Origin of the sequence: Vibrio sp. 10N.247.311.49 (assembly GCF_041467655.1) — a bacterium.
GTDB lineage: Bacteria > Pseudomonadota > Gammaproteobacteria > Enterobacterales > Vibrionaceae > Vibrio > Vibrio crassostreae_C.
The window spans coordinates 320054-337446 of the sequence record NZ_JBFSVA010000002.1 but is presented as its reverse complement, the minus strand read 5'-3'; the positions used below and the strand labels follow the sequence as shown (position 1 = coordinate 337446).

Sequence of the window (17393 nt, the reverse complement as noted above, 5' to 3'; positions counted from 1 at the left end):
ATTAACGAGACGGTAGGGGTGTCGTTTGAAGCTATCTTGAACAGGCCATATTTCACTTACGTGGCTAAACCGTTTCACTGATATGAAAGATTCGTTTCGATTTTATTTAAGAGTAAAGTTATTGATGGTTTTGATGTTGAACATGTTCGGTTTTTAAGACGTTTTATTGAACAACTGTTGTTCAATAAAAAAGCCTCTCGAAGGAGAGGCTTTGAATAAGCTAGAGCTTGTTATAATCGGCTTTGTTCTAGTGTGCGATATCGAGTTGGTTGTCTTTCACGCCGTTAATACGGAACCAACCTGCAATACTGAATCGCTCTGTGTTTGTCGGCAGTACCTCGTGTGGGAACTGTTCAGATAAGAACACAAATAAGCGGCCTGACTTTGGTGGAATGGTCGCGATGTGGTTGTCTTTTAGGTCGTAAACCACAAGTTCACCAGCGTCTTCTTCTGTCCACTCATCATTCATATAGAACACAGTGGTCAGGCGGCGGTTTTCATTGCCCTTGAAACAGTCTAAGTGCTTCTGGTAGAAGTCGCCTTTTTCGTATTTAGCAAAGTGCGCTTCGTACTCGAACAGACCCAAAAAGAACGCTTGGTTTGCCGCTAAACGAATTTGTTCCATTTTGTCTAGGAACAGAGATGCTGGCTGACCCATATCGCGGCGCACCCATTGAATCTTGTCACTACGAATGGTCGACTCTCGCGTTACTTCATCGTTACGGCCAATCCTAGCCTTTTTCCAGTTCTCTGGAATGCAATCCCTCAATGCCACCACTTCTTCTTGAGTTAATAAGTCATCCCAAACGAAATAACCTTGGGTAGAAAGAGCATCGATTAATTGGTTCATGTATAGCACTCAGACAATAAATTAGAGGCGCATATATAGTCCTAATAACTTAGGTCAACAAATCACGTATTTTGTCGTCACGATAAAAGAGCGGAAGAGCATGGTACTTTGATGTGATTTTATAGTTAACAAATTTGTTACAAATAAATGTGAGTTTGCTATGGTGTAGGTCTGACCAGTTGAATTATCACAAGGAGTGGGTTTGCAACTCCATACCATCAAAGGCTATATCCAAGACATGTATCTCGTAGAGTACCCTGACAGGTTGTTGTTACTTGATGGTGCGTGCCGAGCGGATATTCCTCATCTTAGGGCTTTCATTGAAGATGAGCTTGGCCGTGAATTTAGCGACCTACATACTGTGGTTGTTACACACATGCATCCGGACCACGCAGGGGCAGCGCATACGCTCAGAAAGCTGACTAATTGTCATTTGGTGGCAGCAAACCGAGACAAAGATTGGTATCACGGCATCGATGGCATTTTGATGCACCTGACCGACTTAGCGCTTGCTAGGTGGATGGCGAACCGCTTAGGCAAGCCTAAAGCAAACCTATGGTATTCAAGAAAGTTAAAGCCGGACTACAAGCTGTCTGATGGGGATAGTATTCCAGGGTTTGATGATTGGTTGGTTCTTGAAACACCGGGCCATACCGACCGTGATCTCTCGGTCTATTGCCCATCACACAGCGTGGCTTATGTTGCCGATTTAATGGTCGAGGTTAAGAAGAAGCTGATTCCGCCGTTTCCTATCTTTCACCCTAATAAGTATCGAGCGTCTGTATCGCGCATTTATGACATGCAGCTCGATACCTTGCTGGTGGCGCATGGTGGGCAAGTCGATTTCAGTCAGAAGGCTTTTGAACACCTGCTGATGAGTGCCCCAAGAAGGCCTGTTACACATTGGCGAGTGACGAAAATCAAAACCAAGAAATTACTTTTATCGATTGGGCGATTTGGTTTTCAATCTCATGGTAAATCGAAGAAATAGATCAGAAGTCTGAATGCAAAGTCGTGTATTCAGAGCTGAAAGTAGAAATAGAAAAATAGATAGCAATAAGGCCAGTCATGAGACTGGCCTTATATCGTTGTGAGTAGCTTTAGTTATAACCTGTGGAGCGGTTACGATGACTCGGATTAGTGAGTCAGCAGGAATTCACCCGCAGGGTCAACAATCACTTTGTCACTCATGCCTTGACGTCCAAGCAACATCATGTAAGTCATGTCTTGACGGTTGCTTAGCGTGATATCGATAGGCCATTCCTGACCACCGATTCTTAGCATGGTTTCAATCACGCAACGGTGTTCAACTTCGCCGTTAGATGATTTAATTTTCTTACTTGTTTTCAGTTTCGCCTTGCAGCGCACCGTCTCTTCTAGGTGATAAACGTCTGGGTGAAGGTCGAACTCTACGAATTTCTCACCATTTGATTTAACACATAGTAGATTGTCTACGTGTAGAGAAGAGGTTTTAGCCCCTGTATCAACACGTGTATGTAGTCCAGTTATCCCTAACTCTGGTAAGCAAAGTGCTTCGGTATTCCCTATGATCATTTTATTGTTCATTTTCTTTCCAATCATGAGTTATCGGTATTCAATCAGCCCTTGCCACGAGTACGGTTAGCGTTTGGTTTTGCATTCTTCTCGATGAATTCGAAAATCATGTCTGCTACATCTTTACCCGTTGCTTTCTCGATGCCTTCTAGGCCTGGAGAAGAGTTTACTTCCATTATTACTGGGCCGTTCTTAGATTGTAGGATATCTACACCACATAGGTTTAATCCCATGATTTTCGCTGCATTGATTGCTGTTGCGCGCTCTTCTTTGGTTAGTTTAACCAGCTGAGCAGTGCCGCCACGGTGCAGGTTAGAGCGGAATTCACCTTCACCAGCTTGACGCTTCATTGCAGCAATTACTTTGTTGCCAACAACAAAACAACGGATGTCTGCGCCATTTGCTTCTTCAATGAACTCTTGAACCAAGATGTTCGCTTTTAGGCCCATGAACGCTTCGATAACGCTTTCTGCTGCTTTGTTTGTTTCTGCTAGTACAACGCCGATACCTTGAGTGCCTTCAAGAAGCTTGATCACAAGTGGCGCGCCGCCTACGTTTTTGATCAGGTCTTGAATCTTGTCTGGGCGGCTAGCGAAACCTGTTTTTGGTAAGCCAATACCTTTACGAGACAACAGTTGTAGTGAGCGCAGTTTGTCGCGAGAGCGACTGATTGCTACTGACTCATTGATACAAAAAGTGCCCATCATTTCAAATTGGCGAACAACCGCAGTTCCGTAAAAGGTAATGGAAGCGCCAATACGTGGAATAACAGCATCGTATTGAGGTAGCTCTTCACCCATGTAGCGAATCTTCGGATTGTTACTCGCGATATCTATATCACAGTGCAACGTGTCGATAACATCGACCTGATGACCACGTGCTTCTCCAGCCTGCTTTAGACGAGCGGTAGAGTATAGATTTTCGTTGCGAGAAAGAATTGCGATACGCATGGCGTTTCCTTAGTTAATACCTGATTGGTAACTGCAAATAAATTAGTTGTTAGCTGAGCTTTCAGTTTTTTCTGAGGCTCCTTGCTTGCTTTGGGGCGAACCTTAAGGCTTTTCGTTCAACTAAGAAAACGAATTAAATTTGTCGAGTCGACAACGGAAATTTATCGATTGTGTGAGCTATTGGTACAGCAGGCTTGAGAGGGGAATTGGAATGGAAAAGCGAGTTGAGACCTAACTCATATTGGGGGTAGGAGCATATTAGGTTGTACCCAACTCGCGTTTACTCGGTGCTAAAAAGTGTACTAATAACGCCAGTTACATAGATCTAAAAGTGTTCGTAGTGCTTCTCTTTCGAGCTTACTGCAGGTGCTTTTTAGCTTGTTAAGATAGTATTTTCTCATGGTCATTACTCTCTCTGGTTAGGCTTTATTTACAACCTATGGTTTGTTGCTGACCCGTTCATTATGGATAATTAAGAGGAACTAAAAAACAGATGGTATTTTTATTGGTTGTTCCTGTTTTGGTCGCATTACACTACTTTTTGATGAATGTGTTTTATAATGAGCTTAATTAGGAAGAGCTATCTTTAAAAGGTTCACTATTTGTCTGATCTAAACATGATGCGTTACTACACGCGGCTAGAATCGTTCGAGCCAAACATTTCTCATTCAGTCACCCTAGCCGAAGTAGCGGATATGCTGTTTACAAGCTTGCGTCACGCTCGAACTTTACTTGGTAAGATGCATCAAGCTGAATGGGTGGTGTGGGAGCCAAAAGTTGGCAGGAATCAACGCTCTAACTTAACACTGCGTTTTAGCAATTCAGAGTTGGCGCAGCATGTTGCAATTAAACTGATAGAGCAGGGCAAGTACGAAAAAGCACTTTCCATATTGGATAATGACCGCGCTGTGTTTGGTTCTTTACTGCAAGAAACTTCCGGCGCGACCATGCGTGAAGGGCTGCTGCACGTTCAATTAACCTATAAGCGTAAGTTTGAGGATTTGTTTCCGCACCATATACACCGCAGTAGCGAACGATTTTTGATCAGACAGGTGTTTAGCTGCCTAGTGACGTGTAATGGTAAAGGTGAGTTAAAGCCTGAACTAGCTCACCATTGGGAATATGACACTGAGCAACTGGTTTGGACTTTCTATCTGCGCCCGGGACTTACTTTCCATGACGGGCAACCTGTGGATGCTAAGCAATTAGTTTCGATGTTTTCTGCGTTGCAAACCTTACCTTTCTATCAGACAGAGCTAGCCCATGTCGCTTCAGTTTACAGTGAGCAGCCATTGAGGATCAGCTTTCAACTCACCAAAGCAGATACCGGCTTTGCTGGTTTACTTGCTGGCGTTAAATATTCGATTCAACCCGCAGCGCAAGTCACCCGTGAACCGTCGCCATTAAGTACCGTGTCCCATGCTGTTATTGGAACCGGCCCATTTAAAGTGGTTGATGCCAACAACGAACGAATCAAGCTCGCCGCATTTGAGCATTATTATGGTTGTCGCTCGTTAACCGATGAGGTGACCATCTGGCAGTTTGAGGAATCAATGACGGGCACTGCTCGTTTCGATGATAGCCAAATGCACGTATCGCCTTATGAAGATTCTTCTTGCTTCCATCAATTAGGGAAAAGCGATGCGGACCTTGTTTCAGCAGACACAGACGGCCTTCGTAGCCGAGTCGAGGATGGATGCTTGTTTATCCTGTTCAATCAGAACTCAGCGGCTAGCCCACTAAATAATGAGCAGCGCAAATACCTTTCACAACTGACCAACCCACAAGCGATTTTGTCTCAGCTGGAACACAACAAGGGTTTGTTTAGTGTCTCTTTAGCTCAAAATATACTGCCAAGTTGGCAGAAATTGTATCGAACGCCTTCGAAAGAGGCACAACTGCCGAAAAAGATGAGTATAGCGGTTTACGATTATTATGCGTTGTATCGATGTGCGATTTGCGTATCTGACATACTCAAACGATATGGTGTGGAAGTTGAGGTGAACACCTACAGTTTTCGAGAATTGGCTCAGTTATCTCAGAGTGGCGAGTTAAAGGAGGACTTGGTGCTGTGTAACTTGAACCTCGATGACAATGCTCCGTCTTCGCTGTTCTCGTGGATGATGAACGATCCTGTTTTGCACTCTGCTTTAGGAGAGATGAACAGCGATTGGCTCAAGCAGCGCTTGGATAGTCATAAAGCATCCGTGGAACTGCCTAATTACTTGGCAGAGCTAGAACCTATCGCGTCTACTCTGATCTCAGATTATTGGTTAGTGCCTATGTTCCATCACTTACAGACCGTTCGTTTCCAAGGGATTCTTAAAAACGTAGCCATCACCAACTGGGGATGGCCAGATTTCAAGAATGTATGGTCTGCTGATTAACCTTTCTGACTAGCTAAATAACTAAGTTAACTCGTTGCCAAAGTTGGTTTTTCCAAAATCGACTTTGACACGCTTACGTCTAGATAAATTAAAAATTACACTCTGTGGTTTACTTTTTGGTTTTGGTATGTAAACTAGTCAGTGTAGTTTTTGAGTTGGGTCTTTCCCAACGGTTGAAGAGATACCAATGAAAAAATATCTATTACCGATTTTAGGAGTACTTGCCGTGGTCGCTATCGTAAGCACAGGTTCACAATCAAACGACAATCTAGATAAGCTTCCAAAGAAGTTTGCTAACAGTGAGTTAGAGTACAAATCGGGCATGTCTGATATTTTTTCAATCTTGAAAGCGTATGTAACCGTGGAAAGAAATGAGCCAGTGCCACGTGCTGCATTGCCTTTGATTCCGATGACAGCCGAGCAATTGATCGAAGAGACAGAAGACGTTGCGTACCGCTTAGGTCACTCAAGTGTGATGATGAAGCTAGATGGCAAGCTAGTGATGACTGACCCTGTGTTCAGTGATCGAGCATCACCAGTGCAATGGATGGGGCCAAAGCGCTTTCACCCAAACCCAATCTCACTGCAAGATCTACCTGATATCGATGTGGTAGTGATCAGCCATGATCACTACGACCATTTAGACAAAGGTGCCGTGAAGGTATTAGCCGACAAAGTAGGGACGTTCTTAGTGCCATTAAGAGTGGGCGCACTGTTGGAAAAGTGGGGCGTGGATAAAGAGAAGATCATCGAATTGAACTGGTGGGAATCGGCAACGGCCTCAGACATTGAGTTCACGTTGACACCGACACAGCATTTCTCTGGTCGTGGCTTGCTTGATCGTGACCAAACACTGTGGGGCAGTTGGGTTATTAACGCTTCAGACAAGAAAGTCTTCTTTAGCGGTGATTCTGGTTACTTCAATGGCTTTAAAGAGATTGGCGACCGTTTTGGGCCGTTTGATTTAACCATGGTTGAAACGGGTGCGTATAACTCACTTTGGGCGGATATTCATATGTTCCCAGAACAGAGTGTTCAGGCACACATTGATCTGCAAGGTAAGGTGATGATGCCAATCCACAACAGTACCTTCGACCTTTCTATGCATGATTGGCAAGACCCAATGGAACAAGCACTGGCGATTAGCAAAGAGCGAGATGTACAAATGGTAAGCCCGGTGATGGGTGAACGTTTGGTGATCTCAGAGCCTGTACCTGTTCAGGCATGGTGGAAACTAGCATCGAATTAGAGCTGTCATCCAAATAGACATAGCTAAACCACTAAGCTGTACAACCCAACTTATACACGAAACGCCACCGATCTTACGATTCGGTGGCGTTTTTTCGTTTTATTTTTAAGATCAGCTTTCTAAGTTCTGCGCCATTTTCTTCGCAATTTTTCTGAATTGTTCTAACTCGTCTTCGGCCATGCCTTTGGTCATTCTCTTCAGCATGTCTCGATCGATATCCGAGACCTTACTCATGATCTCTTGACCCTTATCAGTCAGAACCAATAACTGGCTGCGCTTGTCTTCCGGGTTCGGAGACTTCTTCACAAGTTCCTGATTGATCAAGGCATTAATGAGCCGAGTGACCTGTGCTTTATCACGATCTAGGAAGTGTGCGATATCGATAGCGGTACATGGAGACTTCTTAGTAATGATCTTCATGACACGAATGTTCATAGGTGCGATCTCTGAGTCTAAGCTCTCAATCTGTTCGCTCATTTGACGTTTCAAAGAGTGCACTAGACGAAAGATTGATTCTAGCGATGTGTTATCAGACATAAACTATCCTTAGAAATATAGTTGACATTATCAACTACTGTATTTATAGTTGACATTATCAACTTAATTGTTCGTAAATTCAAGACAGGAAATAGATATGACGATTCAAGCAACTCTAACGCCAACTCTTCCTGAGCAAAAAGGCACACCGGTTTTATACAAAGTTTTGGTCATGATGAGCTTAATGCTGACGATTGGCGGCAGTTTAACGGCTGTGATGACTTACATGAATGTCGGATTCGGCGAGGAATTTATTGGCAACTGGCTTTCTTCGTTAGCCCTTGTTGTCGTGATCATGATGCCAATGGGCACGGTGATGATGGCTTTAGTCACCAAAGCCGTTGCTAGAGTGTTCACAACTTATAGCGAGAAAGTTCGCAACCTGATCGTAGGACTGATCATGGCATTCATAATGGAGTCCATGATGGCATTTGTAACAGCGGCAAATAACATTGGATTTTCGGATACATCGGCGTTTACCAGTGGATGGTTTAATGGATTTATTGCCGCACTTCCCATTGGCCTTGCGATCATGGTCGTGATGTCGATGACGGTTAAACCTAAGCTCGAACGATTCATGAAGAGCTAACCAAAACACTTTTTAAGCATTTTAGGAGGTCCAAATGAAAGCATTCACAGGCAAACACAATAACTACCGTATCACTATCGAAGAAGTGAACATCAAAGAAGATCGTGAACTTCAAACCATGCAGTTTGAAATTGAAGACAGAGAAGATATGTTCGCGATTGTTGAGAAGATCAAACATGACAGCGGCTTAGACGAGCAATCAGCAGCGCGACTAGGAGTGAGCATTCGCTTGTTAGGCCCATTGATGATGCAAGATAGAAAACACCCTCTGTTTGTTGATTTCATGCCTCACTTCAGAAACTTCATGCAGAATTTGAAGAAGACGTTGAAAGGGCAGTAAAGCCTAACCATCAGCAACACATCGAAAAGCCAGTAACGAACTTACTGGCTTTTTTACATTTAAATCAAAATAGTTTCAGTTGTTTGCGTCTAGAATATGCGAAAATTGATGGCTGAATTTTCGGTGTAGCACCGTTGTTGAATTGTCTATTCAAGCTTTAAGAAATCCGATATTATACTGGTCATAAAACTAAAGGTGGTATTATATGACAAATGTATTTAAACAAGCAGCTGAAGAACTGTTGAGTCGTCGTGTTGCTGGCACCAAAGCACCAAGATTGGACGAACAGTACCGTCCGAATAACTTGGAAGATGCGCTAAAGATCCAATCTTCAATGATCGATTTGAAAAGCGATAAAGTCGGCGGTTGGAAGTGCTTACTTCCTCTGGCTGAAGACAAGTTTGTTGTTGCGCCAATCTTCTCGGGCAGCGTTCAACAAGGCGAAGTTTGTGAACTGTTTGCTGACAACGGCGTAGTACGCGTTGAGCCTGAAATCGCATTTACGCTTGCTAAGAGCCTGCCTGCAAGCCAAGAAGGCTACAGCGAAGAGCAAATCAACGAAGCGATTGGTTCTTGCCACATGGCACTTGAGTTAATGCAGTCTCGTTTTGCGGATGACAGCGGCGCTGAGTTCTATGAAAAGCTGGCCGATGGCCTAGTAAACCAAGGTCTATTTATTGGCTCTGAGATTGATCGCGAAAAAGCGTTCACTTCTGCAGAGATCAGTATTGAAGTGACTCAAGGCGAGCAAGTTCAAGCATTCGACGGTAAGCACCCGAATACACTGCCACCAAGCCCAATTTACTGGCTGATTAACTACATGACACGTCGTGGTGTTGATTTCCAAGCGGGTGAAGCCATTATCACGGGCTCTTACTGCGGTATCGTGGAAATGGAATTCGATAAACCAACGACCTTCCACTACGAAGGCATTGGTGAATACCAAGTAACGTTCAAGCAGAAACGCTAACTTCTAGCGGCGCACTATCTGTTATCGAAAGGCTGTTTACTGATGAGTAAATAGCCTTTTTTATTACGTGATGCTCAATAGGGTTCTTATTACTTTGCATTAAATTAGGCGTTTAGACGTCTAGACGTTGACAAGTTCTAAGTGTGACATTAGTCTGCTCACCTTCCTGTTCTATTGTGTTGTCGTTCCATGTCCAATTCAAAAAATTCTAACGCGGTAATTGCCCCTTCTGCAGTGGCGCTTATCCCTCTGATCGTTTTCCTTGCGCTGTTTATTGGCGTGGGTACATACCTGTCGCTACAAGGCGTCGATTTTGCTTTCTATCAGCTTCCAGCTCCGGTTGCGGCTCTGCCTGCCGTGATGTTAGCGTTGCTATTGAGCAAAGATAAATTGAACCGTGCGATCGAGCAGTTCTTAGGTGGTGTGGGTCACAAAGACATTATTGCAATGTGTATGATCTACCTATTGGCGGGTGCTTTTGCTGCTGTGGCTAAAGCTTCTGGTGGCGTGGACGCGACGGTAAATCTTGGTCTATCTGCTATCCCAACGAGCATGATCCTACCGGGCATCTTCCTTATTTCGGCGTTCATTGCGACGGCAATGGGTACTTCTATGGGTACTATCGCTGCGGTTGCTCCTGTTGCACTAGGCATTGCTGACTCAGCTGGCATGAGTATTCCTCTAACCGCTGGCGTAGTGCTAAGTGGCGCTATGTTTGGTGACAACCTTTCTATCATCTCTGATACCACGATTGCCGCGACACGCTCGCAAGGCTGTGAGATGAGAGATAAGTTTAAAGAGAACATCCGCATTGCACTTCCTGCTGCACTTATCGCGATTGTTATCTTTGCTTTCAACAGCACGGCAACTCAGGTTCCTGAAACAGGTCCAATCGAGTGGCTAAAAGTCCTTCCGTACATCACTATCTTGATTCTTGCGGTATCGGGCATGAATGTCTTTGTCGTGTTGGCGATTGGTATCTTGCTGGCGGGTGGCGTGAGCCTAGGTTCTGTTGAGAACTACGGTATGACTGATTACGCTCAAGATATCTATGCAGGCTTCGGCAACATGCAGGAGATTTTCTTATTGTCGATGCTAATTGGCGGTTTGAGTGAGCTAATGCGTCGTCAAGGTGGATTGGCGTTCCTGACTAACTTAGTAAGTGGTGTGATTCGTGCGTTTGGCTCTTCACACTCTAAGCAAGCGAATGGTCGTGCGAGTGAGCTAGGCATTGCTGGCTTGGTATCTATGGTGAACCTATGTACTGCAAACAACACGGTAGCGATTATTGTGTCTGGTAGTGTGGCTCGTCAATTGGCGGAAGAGAACAATGTGTCTCCACGTCGTTCTGCAAGCTTGTTGGATATCTTCTCTTGTGTGATTCAAGGCGTGTTGCCTTACGGTGCGCAGGTATTGCTGTTAGGTTCGGTATTTAACCTATCGCCTTTGGATATTGTAGCTAACTCTTACTACTGTTTTGCTCTTGCAATCGTGGCTGTGGTTGCTGTGTTTATTAAACACCCAGCACGTCAAGTGGCTCAAGCTTAGTAACAATTGACCAAACTGAGTGCTCACTGGCTCTGATAAGAAGGCTCCTTAATAGGAGCTTTTTTGTGCGTGAAACTCATGGCTTGAAAATTCAATGTACGTCTTCAAATACAAGAAAACCGCCTATGTAGACGGTTTCTAATTTCGTTATAGCGGTTTTCAAGTTTATTGTAGTGTGAATGACAATTAGGCTTGAGAGCTTTAATTCAGCTTATTAGTCACGAACTCTTTGTTTCTGACCATTAGCCACATCAGGCCGCCTAGCGTACCGATGGATAATTGGATAAAGCCTAGGTTTTCAATCAGTGACTCTGGGCGGATTGAAACTAATACCATGCCAAGCGAGCCACAAATCATGCTGAAGAACTGTATCAGTGCGACGGCAGAGCCCGTGTCATGATCTTGTTGATTCAACATCAAGTTGGTCCCCGGTACTCGCATGATGATCGCCATTAATGTCGCTGGTGCAGCGATGAACATGAAGAACCAAGGGGACAGGTCGCCAATGGTTAGGGTGAAGATTCCCGCAAGCGCTAATAAAGCAAAACATCCTGAGATGACCTTTTGAACCGGCATTCGGTAGGACAACTTCATGTAAATTGTTGGACCAAATGAGGCGCACAGTGCATTGAATGCGAACGCGTAACTAAACTGTTGTTCGGTCAATCCAAAGTGATCGATGTAGATATAAGAACCCGCCGCAAGAAAGCCCATCAACGCCATCGGTATGATAGAGAAAATGACCAGCAGCTTGACGAACGAGCGGTTTTTCATGACCACGCCCATTCTTCCCCATGATCGGAATATAGAACCTTGGTATTTGTTTTCGAGTGTTTCTCGGTAGCAGCAAGCTAATACTGACGCAAATGCACCAAAAATGGCGAGCGTGACAAACATCATTCGCCAAGAAGCAATTTTCAGTAGAAAGGCACCAAATACAGGCGCAACCATTGGCGCGATGATCACCAGTGACATGATAGTCGCCATGATCTTTTCACGTTCTCGGCCGTCATAAAGATCTTTGACAATGGCGGTAGCGATAACGGTGATAGCACTGCCAGCAAAGGCTTGGAATACACGAGCACTAATCAACTGTTCGATGCTATTGGTCATCGCGCACAATATGCTCGCGACCATATAGCTCGCTAATCCAATTAATAGGATCGGCTTACGACCAAATTTTTCGCTGAGCGGCCCCCAGAACAAAAGACCGATGGCGTAAGTAACGAAGTAGCTGCTCAGGGTTAGGTTGACCATTGATCGGTTAGTATTAAACACCTCGACCATCTGCGGAAGCGCAGGTAAGTAAAGGTCGATGGTCAATGGAGGGAAAGCACTTATTATGACGAGAAAAAATAGCATACCGGTCTTTCCCAGTACTGGTTGTGGTCTCTTCAAGGTCGCTCTCCGTTGTCCAAGGTAGGTTTCTAATTGATGTGATATTGATATACAGAAGGTTAAGGCACGTCAGACAAGAAGGATAGAGTTGTTCAAGAATATGGTGAAAGTATCGATGAACTTATCTCTATGAGTCCGAATCTACGAAGTCGGTCTGCGCACTGAATTGTATTACAAAACATTATTACTTTTATAGCTAACGAGTTCAATCAGTTAGTAGCAGGGTGGCTTGTAATCGCCAAAGACACATTGTAATGATTATCGACTTGCTTGTTATCTTTTCTTTGGCCGTTTTTCGACTAAACCGTTACGCTCTAAACCGCGTCTAACACTGCTGCATAGCTTACCAAAACGGCGCAGTTCTTCGAAGTTGGGGCCTTGGCCAATTGAAATACGGTGCTCCCAGTACATCAACTCACTGTCGACCATCTCTAGTAGCTTTTTAGAGCAACCCGAGCAGTTTCCTTTTGGCCCACAGATAAACGTCTCCGATTCGTAAAGTGGGAGTTCGTTTTTAACTTCTTCAATTAAGCTTAGCATTGCCAAATTTAGATTAGGCTTTTTGGTTGCTAGTGGTTTCAAGCTTGGTGCTTGCGCAGTTATCAAAGAAGAAGTTTGTGTGTTGTGGTGTAAATTCAAAGCAGCTGATGACATATCAAAGGCCTCAAGGAGAGAAGAAGGAGGGCATGCTACTCTTCACAACAAAGTGAATCTTGATGTAGTGCAATAAGCGTGGAGATATACCCAAAAGAGGTAGGAGCCACAAGCGGTGTAACTCCTTTTAAAGCTCGGTACTAATGAGAGATTTTAGAATTCAGCGTCGAACTGGAACTCCATCCACTCTTTGGTGACTGGGTGGTGAAGTGCAAGTCTTTCTGCGTGTAGGTGCAGTCGGTCGGCTTTGTTGCCGTATAAGCCGTCACCAACGATAGGCATGTTAAGCCCTTCTTGGTGTGAACAGTGAACACGTAACTGGTGTGTACGGCCTGTTTTAGGGTGCAGGTAAACCTTAGTGGTTTGCTCGTTTCGCTCAATCACTTCCCATTTGGTTTCTGCAGGCTTGCCGTGTTCGAAGCAAACAATCTGACGAGGGCGGTCATACAAGTCGCCACGCAATGGCAGTCGAATATAGCCTTCATCTTGGTCTAGCACACCTTCAATCATTGCGACATATCGCTTCTCAACTTCACGAGTAATGAACTGCTTCTGTAAGCTTTTGTTCGCACGTCGTGTTAAAGCAAATATCAGAATGCCAGAGGTCGCCATATCCAAACGGTGGATAACAAATGGCCCTTCAACATCTTGGTGCATTTCTTGAACACGAGTGTAAGCCGAATCTTTGATGGTTTTACCCGGTACGGATAGAAAACCTGCTGGTTTGTGTACCACAACGATGTGATCGTCTTGGAACAGGATATCGAGGTCTTTGCCTTCTGCTGGGTTCTCTAGCAATGGGTTGGGATCGACTTCTAAGCCTTTCATCATGTGACCTAAAATCGGTACACATTTACTTTGGCAAGACGCGTAGTATTTCTTGTGTTTACGGATTTCCGATTTCGGTGATCGACCCCACCAAAATTCAGCCAGTGCCAATGGTGTGTAACCGTTTAAATACGCGTATTGCAAAAGCTTGGGTGCGGCACATTCACCTGAGCCAGCTGGTGGTATCTTGTTTGGCGTGTTTTCAAAGATCTGGTTAAGGTCTTCAACGTTTCCTTCTGCATTTTGGAAAGCGTATTGTGAAAACAACTTGTGTTGAAGTTGATGAGAAAGGTGTGCTCTTTGCTCTTTTAGCTCAGCCAGTTGAGTGGTGAACACATCAACTTTAGCCTGCAACACTTGCAGAGTCTGTTCCCAGTTGAGTTTTAGGTACTTCTGCTGGTTCTTGTCGGCAACACTGGCTTTGTTTAGCTCATTGTTCAGTTGTTCGAAGGCTTGCTCATCAAGGTTTTCTTTACCTTGTTCACGTTGTTCTTTACGCGTTTTTCGGCCTTCAATAATCAATAGCCGTTGAGCTTCAATCTCTTGTTCAGCTTGCGCTTTTTGTTGTGCCAGTTGCTCGCACAGTTCAAGGTAATCAGCGTTTGCTTGCAGCGCTTTAAATTTCGCATTCACAGCCATCATGTCGGCTGTGTCTTGATGGAAAAAGCTGTCGCTGCTCAACATGTCGAATACGGGTGGCACAAAATGGGGCAGTAGGTTTTGGTCGGCGATTTTTCCAGAGAAAGCAGAGAAGTAACCAAGCTCACCTTCAGGGCTTTTCACCAGTAACACACCAAACATTTTGCCGCGACCAGCGTCAGAATCTAGTCCAAAGTCATGCTGCCAGTCGGTTTGTGTTTCTAGATATTGTTGAAGCTGATGAGAGGCTATTTCACACAGTGGGTGCGGTTCGTAGTAGAACGGGAATGTGAAACGCTCAGGCAACGAATATGACTCGATCGGCTGTTGAAAACGAGTGAAGCAATGCTCAGGAGTATGGCTGTTTTCTGAGTTGTGCGTTGGTTTTGATGAGTGCATAGTCGTATTAATACTTATATCGTGGTGATAAATGGTTGTGAGTCTACTGTGTATGTTTAAAGGCTTTAAACACAGTACAAGGCGGCGATTCTACTCTTTATCGAAATACGCCTCAAATAAGAAATGGTTCTATTACAGGATAGCTAAGCGAGATGGTTAACACTGAACCCATGAGTTATGGCTTGAACTTCATGAATTGATGAGTGACTTCTCGTTTCTAATCAGAGAAGGTAACTTAACAAGTGAAGGGTGGTAGCCTTGCCGCCCTCTTATTCAACCTAAGGTAACGTGATGATTCCACTCAATACTACCATCGTAGCTGGTGTCGCTCTTTCAGAGATCGACGGACAAATGAAAATGCTATTAATGAAGCGTGTGAAAGGCGAATTTTGGTGCCATGTCGCAGGCTCGATTGAAGCGGGCGAAACAGGTTGGCAGGCTATCGTGCGCGAATTTGAAGAAGAGACCCAAATTAAAGTGGAAGCTTTGTATAACGCGCAGTTTCTGGAGCAGTTTTACGAGGCGCACGTGAATGTAATTCAGCTAATCCCGGTCTTTGCAGTGCTATGCCCACCCAACCAAGCGATTGAACTGAATGACGAGCATACCGAGTATCGTTGGTGCAATTTAGAAGAGGCAAAAGCGTTGGCGCCATTCCCTAACCAACATGCCGTCTACGATCATATCTGGTCGTATTTTGTCGATAAGCCAGTTAATCCGCTTTACCGAGTGAAATTGAACTAATACTGGCTGTTTAGATCTAGGACTTACCAAGGTAAGGGGTTAAAAAGGCGCTCACTTGTTCTTGGCATAGTCCTACATCCACTTTCACTCCGTGTGATTCAAGTATCACCACACCACGACCATTATTGCGAGGGTCTGGGTCTAGCATCGCCATTACTACGTGTTTTACACCTGCTTTAACCAATGTATTGGCACAAGCGGGTGTTCTGCCAACAAATGAACATGGCTCTAGAGTTACGTAAGCGGTAACGCCTTCCATTTCTCCGTCCGTTTCGCTGTCATAGCTATTCAGTGCTTCAACCTCGGCGTGGTTTCCACCGACCTTTTGCGTATATCCAACAGACACCACCTTATCGTTCTTCACCAAAATACAACCCACAGGCGGGTTTGGTTGGCAATCGGGTAGGGCTTGGCGCGAAGCTTCGAGTGCTTGCAGCATGTATTGTTGGTTCATGGTCGTTACTCAGTATGACGAGAGAGCGTAGCAGCTAGTCGCCACGCGCGGTTGATGAGTTGGTTAGTTACTAACTAACTAACTTACTAAGCTAATAAGTTAATAAGCTAACAAGTGGGGCATGTTCGATCTGATTGGGATTTTAGTCAATGGTTTTAGCGTTTGAATTCGAAAGCTAGTTCACTGCGACTAATCGTTAACTTGGGCCACTGGGTCAGCCAGTTCTTGGATTGTACTCTTTGATCAAAGATATCTCGGCTACGCTTTGGATTGGGTGTGATTTGCAAATCAAACAAACTCTCTAAGCCAAAGGCAGAAATACACTCGATGTTTCCATGGAGGCTTTGTTTCACGGCGACGGCGGTTTCTTTCTCTGGCCAATAACTCATCGCATCCAATGAGCCTTGGTAAGGTTCATCCCCATTTCTAGTGTGCATGTAGGCTTGATTGCGAACTTGCCAATTCAGTTCGGGTAACCGTTGTTTAAGCTGAGCCTCGTATCTAAGATCCGATTCGTAAGAGGTATCAATGGGATCAAAGTAGATCACATCAATATCATTGAATGGAGTCGGGGAGGCATAACCATGCTGGTGATCCCAAACGAGGTTTCTCACAAAGCCCGCAGCGACATAACACTGCGGCAAATCCAACTGAGCGACACAGTCTAAAACCTTCATTCGTAAGGGATCTTGTTTGATCAACGTGACGATGCGTTTGGCTAGCGGATGTATCATTATGATGTCGGAACATCAGTGACTTGGTAATGACGTGTCACGTTCTGGGAGATTTCACCCCATTCAGAGGCTTTTACTCGCTGTTGGTGCATTTCGAATGCTTCTCGGCTAGTGAATTCTTCATACACTTCAAAGCGATTAGGTTGAAGCGTGCTTTGACTGACTCGAAACACGATACAACCAGGTTCTTCCAGTGTCAGTTCTTTGTGTACAATCAAGGCTTGTGTGACGGCTTTTAGGTCGTTGTCTGGCACTAGAATATGCCCTTGCAGAATTACTTTACTCATAATTACGTCCATTTAATTACGTCCATTTAATTACGTCTATTTAATTTTGTCCACTACGGCTTTTTTCTATAAAAAGCTTTACCCGTTACAAACATAATCCCATTTTGATGTTGTGACGTATAGGCTAATGTGGCGATTAATTGTTCACATTGAATACATCGTTGGTTACAGTGTAACTTTAGGGGCGATGTGAGCAATAAAAAATAAGACGTTGGAACTAAATCCGCGTTGGTCCGGTCTATTAAATTAGTATCATTGAACTGTATTGATACTGAAATGAAT

The 17393-nt window shown here is 44.4% G+C and carries 18 protein-coding genes; 8 read left to right on the top strand and 10 right to left on the bottom strand.

Annotation, left to right across the window (positions count from 1 at the left end; all coding sequences use genetic code 11):
• Window positions 1-247: 247 nt before the first annotated feature.
• Complete coding sequence (locus AB6E54_RS04270; RefSeq protein WP_372107132.1) at window positions 248-850, bottom strand: 2OG-Fe(II) oxygenase; 603 nt, start codon at window positions 848-850, stop codon at window positions 248-250.
• Between the two features lie 202 nt (window positions 851-1052).
• On the opposite strand from AB6E54_RS04270, the gene AB6E54_RS04265 reads away from it, so the two are divergent.
• Window positions 1053-1841 carry an MBL fold metallo-hydrolase gene (locus tag AB6E54_RS04265; protein WP_017067276.1) on the top strand — a complete coding sequence of 263 codons (789 nt, stop codon included), beginning with the start codon at window positions 1053-1055 and terminating at the stop codon, window positions 1839-1841.
• 146 nt (window positions 1842-1987) lie between these two features.
• On the opposite strand, the gene AB6E54_RS04260 is transcribed toward AB6E54_RS04265, so the two are convergent.
• Both AB6E54_RS04260 and rimK read right to left on the bottom strand, forming a co-directional pair.
• Window positions 1988-2416 carry a RimK/LysX family protein gene (locus AB6E54_RS04260; RefSeq protein WP_017069208.1) on the bottom strand — a complete coding sequence of 143 codons (429 nt, stop codon included), beginning with the start codon at window positions 2414-2416 and terminating at the stop codon, window positions 1988-1990.
• A 32-nt stretch (window positions 2417-2448) separates the two neighbouring features.
• Window positions 2449-3354 (bottom strand): 30S ribosomal protein S6--L-glutamate ligase, encoded by a 906-nt coding sequence (rimK, locus tag AB6E54_RS04255; protein ID WP_372058078.1) that lies wholly within the window; start codon window positions 3352-3354, stop codon window positions 2449-2451.
• Between the two features lie 602 nt (window positions 3355-3956).
• On the opposite strand from rimK, the gene AB6E54_RS04250 reads away from it, so the two are divergent.
• Window positions 3957-5741, top strand: a complete 1785-nt coding sequence (locus tag AB6E54_RS04250; RefSeq protein WP_372107133.1) for an SgrR family transcriptional regulator — start codon at window positions 3957-3959, stop codon at window positions 5739-5741.
• A 187-nt stretch (window positions 5742-5928) separates the two neighbouring features.
• Window positions 5929-6990, top strand: a complete 1062-nt coding sequence (locus AB6E54_RS04245; RefSeq protein WP_372168755.1) for an MBL fold metallo-hydrolase — start codon at window positions 5929-5931, stop codon at window positions 6988-6990.
• Between the two features lie 111 nt (window positions 6991-7101).
• Here AB6E54_RS04245 and AB6E54_RS04240 read toward each other — a convergent pair whose 3' ends face one another.
• Window positions 7102-7527, bottom strand: coding sequence for a MarR family winged helix-turn-helix transcriptional regulator (locus tag AB6E54_RS04240; RefSeq protein ID WP_017060573.1), 426 nt, complete (start codon window positions 7525-7527; stop codon window positions 7102-7104).
• A gap of 97 nt (window positions 7528-7624) precedes the next feature.
• On the opposite strand from AB6E54_RS04240, the gene AB6E54_RS04235 reads away from it, so the two are divergent.
• The 4 genes from AB6E54_RS04235 to AB6E54_RS04220 all read left to right on the top strand — a co-directional run bounded on the left by AB6E54_RS04235 (window position 7625) and on the right by AB6E54_RS04220 (window position 10974).
• Window positions 7625-8116, top strand: coding sequence for a DUF2798 domain-containing protein (locus AB6E54_RS04235; protein WP_017081271.1), 492 nt, complete (start codon window positions 7625-7627; stop codon window positions 8114-8116).
• A 34-nt stretch (window positions 8117-8150) separates the two neighbouring features.
• On the top strand, window positions 8151-8456 hold the full coding sequence (locus tag AB6E54_RS04230; RefSeq protein ID WP_017060575.1) for a DUF3861 domain-containing protein: 306 nt from the start codon (window positions 8151-8153) through the stop codon (window positions 8454-8456).
• A gap of 205 nt (window positions 8457-8661) precedes the next feature.
• Window positions 8662-9426 carry a hydratase gene (locus AB6E54_RS04225; RefSeq protein ID WP_017060576.1) on the top strand — a complete coding sequence of 255 codons (765 nt, stop codon included), beginning with the start codon at window positions 8662-8664 and terminating at the stop codon, window positions 9424-9426.
• 189 nt (window positions 9427-9615) lie between these two features.
• Window positions 9616-10974, top strand: a complete 1359-nt coding sequence (locus AB6E54_RS04220) for a Na+/H+ antiporter NhaC family protein (RefSeq protein ID WP_102331987.1) — start codon at window positions 9616-9618, stop codon at window positions 10972-10974.
• A 201-nt stretch (window positions 10975-11175) separates the two neighbouring features.
• Here the strand turns inward: AB6E54_RS04220 and AB6E54_RS04215 are convergent, their stop codons facing one another.
• The 3 genes from AB6E54_RS04215 to AB6E54_RS04205 all read right to left on the bottom strand — a co-directional run bounded on the left by AB6E54_RS04215 (window position 11176) and on the right by AB6E54_RS04205 (window position 14892).
• Window positions 11176-12336, bottom strand: a complete 1161-nt coding sequence (locus AB6E54_RS04215) for a multidrug effflux MFS transporter (RefSeq protein ID WP_102331988.1) — start codon at window positions 12334-12336, stop codon at window positions 11176-11178.
• Between the two features lie 309 nt (window positions 12337-12645).
• Window positions 12646-13026: a hypothetical protein gene (locus AB6E54_RS04210; protein ID WP_102331989.1), complete on the bottom strand. Its 381-nt coding sequence runs from the start codon at window positions 13024-13026 to the stop codon at window positions 12646-12648.
• 153 nt (window positions 13027-13179) lie between these two features.
• Window positions 13180-14892: a pseudouridine synthase gene (locus AB6E54_RS04205; protein ID WP_372107136.1), complete on the bottom strand. Its 1713-nt coding sequence runs from the start codon at window positions 14890-14892 to the stop codon at window positions 13180-13182.
• A 291-nt stretch (window positions 14893-15183) separates the two neighbouring features.
• Here AB6E54_RS04205 and AB6E54_RS04200 point away from each other — a divergent pair, with 291 nt between their 5' ends.
• Window positions 15184-15636: an NUDIX pyrophosphatase gene (locus AB6E54_RS04200; RefSeq protein WP_102331991.1), complete on the top strand. Its 453-nt coding sequence runs from the start codon at window positions 15184-15186 to the stop codon at window positions 15634-15636.
• A 16-nt stretch (window positions 15637-15652) separates the two neighbouring features.
• Here AB6E54_RS04200 and AB6E54_RS04195 read toward each other — a convergent pair whose 3' ends face one another.
• The 3 genes from AB6E54_RS04195 to AB6E54_RS04185 all read right to left on the bottom strand — a co-directional run bounded on the left by AB6E54_RS04195 (window position 15653) and on the right by AB6E54_RS04185 (window position 17111).
• Window positions 15653-16090 carry a bifunctional diaminohydroxyphosphoribosylaminopyrimidine deaminase/5-amino-6-(5-phosphoribosylamino)uracil reductase RibD gene (locus tag AB6E54_RS04195; RefSeq protein WP_102331992.1) on the bottom strand — a complete coding sequence of 146 codons (438 nt, stop codon included), beginning with the start codon at window positions 16088-16090 and terminating at the stop codon, window positions 15653-15655.
• A 155-nt stretch (window positions 16091-16245) separates the two neighbouring features.
• Window positions 16246-16824, bottom strand: a complete 579-nt coding sequence (locus AB6E54_RS04190; RefSeq protein ID WP_102331993.1) for a nucleotidyltransferase family protein — start codon at window positions 16822-16824, stop codon at window positions 16246-16248.
• Entirely contained in the window at window positions 16824-17111 is a 288-nt protein-coding gene (locus AB6E54_RS04185) for a putative quinol monooxygenase (protein ID WP_017066682.1), read from the bottom strand. Before AB6E54_RS04185 ends, AB6E54_RS04190 begins: the two co-directional genes overlap by 1 nt.
• Between the last annotated feature and the right edge of the window lie 282 nt (window positions 17112-17393).

Excerpts from the sequence above, each read along its gene's own strand:
- AB6E54_RS04270 (WP_372107132.1), bottom strand. The coding sequence starts at position 850 with ATGAACCAATTAATCGATGCTCTTTCTACCCAAGGTTATTTCGTTTGG.
- AB6E54_RS04260 (WP_017069208.1), bottom strand. The coding sequence starts at position 2,416 with ATGAACAATAAAATGATCATAGGGAATACCGAAGCACTTTGCTTACCA.
- rimK (WP_372058078.1), bottom strand. The coding sequence starts at position 3,354 with ATGCGTATCGCAATTCTTTCTCGCAACGAAAATCTATACTCTACCGCT.
- AB6E54_RS04245 (WP_372168755.1), top strand. The coding sequence starts at position 5,929 with ATGAAAAAATATCTATTACCGATTTTAGGAGTACTTGCCGTGGTCGCT.
- AB6E54_RS04240 (WP_017060573.1), bottom strand. The coding sequence starts at position 7,527 with ATGTCTGATAACACATCGCTAGAATCAATCTTTCGTCTAGTGCACTCT.
- AB6E54_RS04235 (WP_017081271.1), top strand. The coding sequence starts at position 7,625 with ATGACGATTCAAGCAACTCTAACGCCAACTCTTCCTGAGCAAAAAGGC.
- AB6E54_RS04230 (WP_017060575.1), top strand. The coding sequence starts at position 8,151 with ATGAAAGCATTCACAGGCAAACACAATAACTACCGTATCACTATCGAA.
- AB6E54_RS04225 (WP_017060576.1), top strand. The coding sequence starts at position 8,662 with ATGACAAATGTATTTAAACAAGCAGCTGAAGAACTGTTGAGTCGTCGT.
- AB6E54_RS04220 (WP_102331987.1), top strand. The coding sequence starts at position 9,616 with ATGTCCAATTCAAAAAATTCTAACGCGGTAATTGCCCCTTCTGCAGTG.
- AB6E54_RS04215 (WP_102331988.1), bottom strand. The coding sequence starts at position 12,336 with ATGCTATTTTTTCTCGTCATAATAAGTGCTTTCCCTCCATTGACCATC.
- AB6E54_RS04210 (WP_102331989.1), bottom strand. The coding sequence starts at position 13,026 with ATGTCATCAGCTGCTTTGAATTTACACCACAACACACAAACTTCTTCT.
- AB6E54_RS04205 (WP_372107136.1), bottom strand. The coding sequence starts at position 14,892 with ATGCACTCATCAAAACCAACGCACAACTCAGAAAACAGCCATACTCCT.
- AB6E54_RS04200 (WP_102331991.1), top strand. The coding sequence starts at position 15,184 with ATGATTCCACTCAATACTACCATCGTAGCTGGTGTCGCTCTTTCAGAG.
- AB6E54_RS04195 (WP_102331992.1), bottom strand. The coding sequence starts at position 16,090 with ATGAACCAACAATACATGCTGCAAGCACTCGAAGCTTCGCGCCAAGCC.
- AB6E54_RS04190 (WP_102331993.1), bottom strand. The coding sequence starts at position 16,824 with ATGATACATCCGCTAGCCAAACGCATCGTCACGTTGATCAAACAAGAT.
- AB6E54_RS04185 (WP_017066682.1), bottom strand. The coding sequence starts at position 17,111 with ATGAGTAAAGTAATTCTGCAAGGGCATATTCTAGTGCCAGACAACGAC.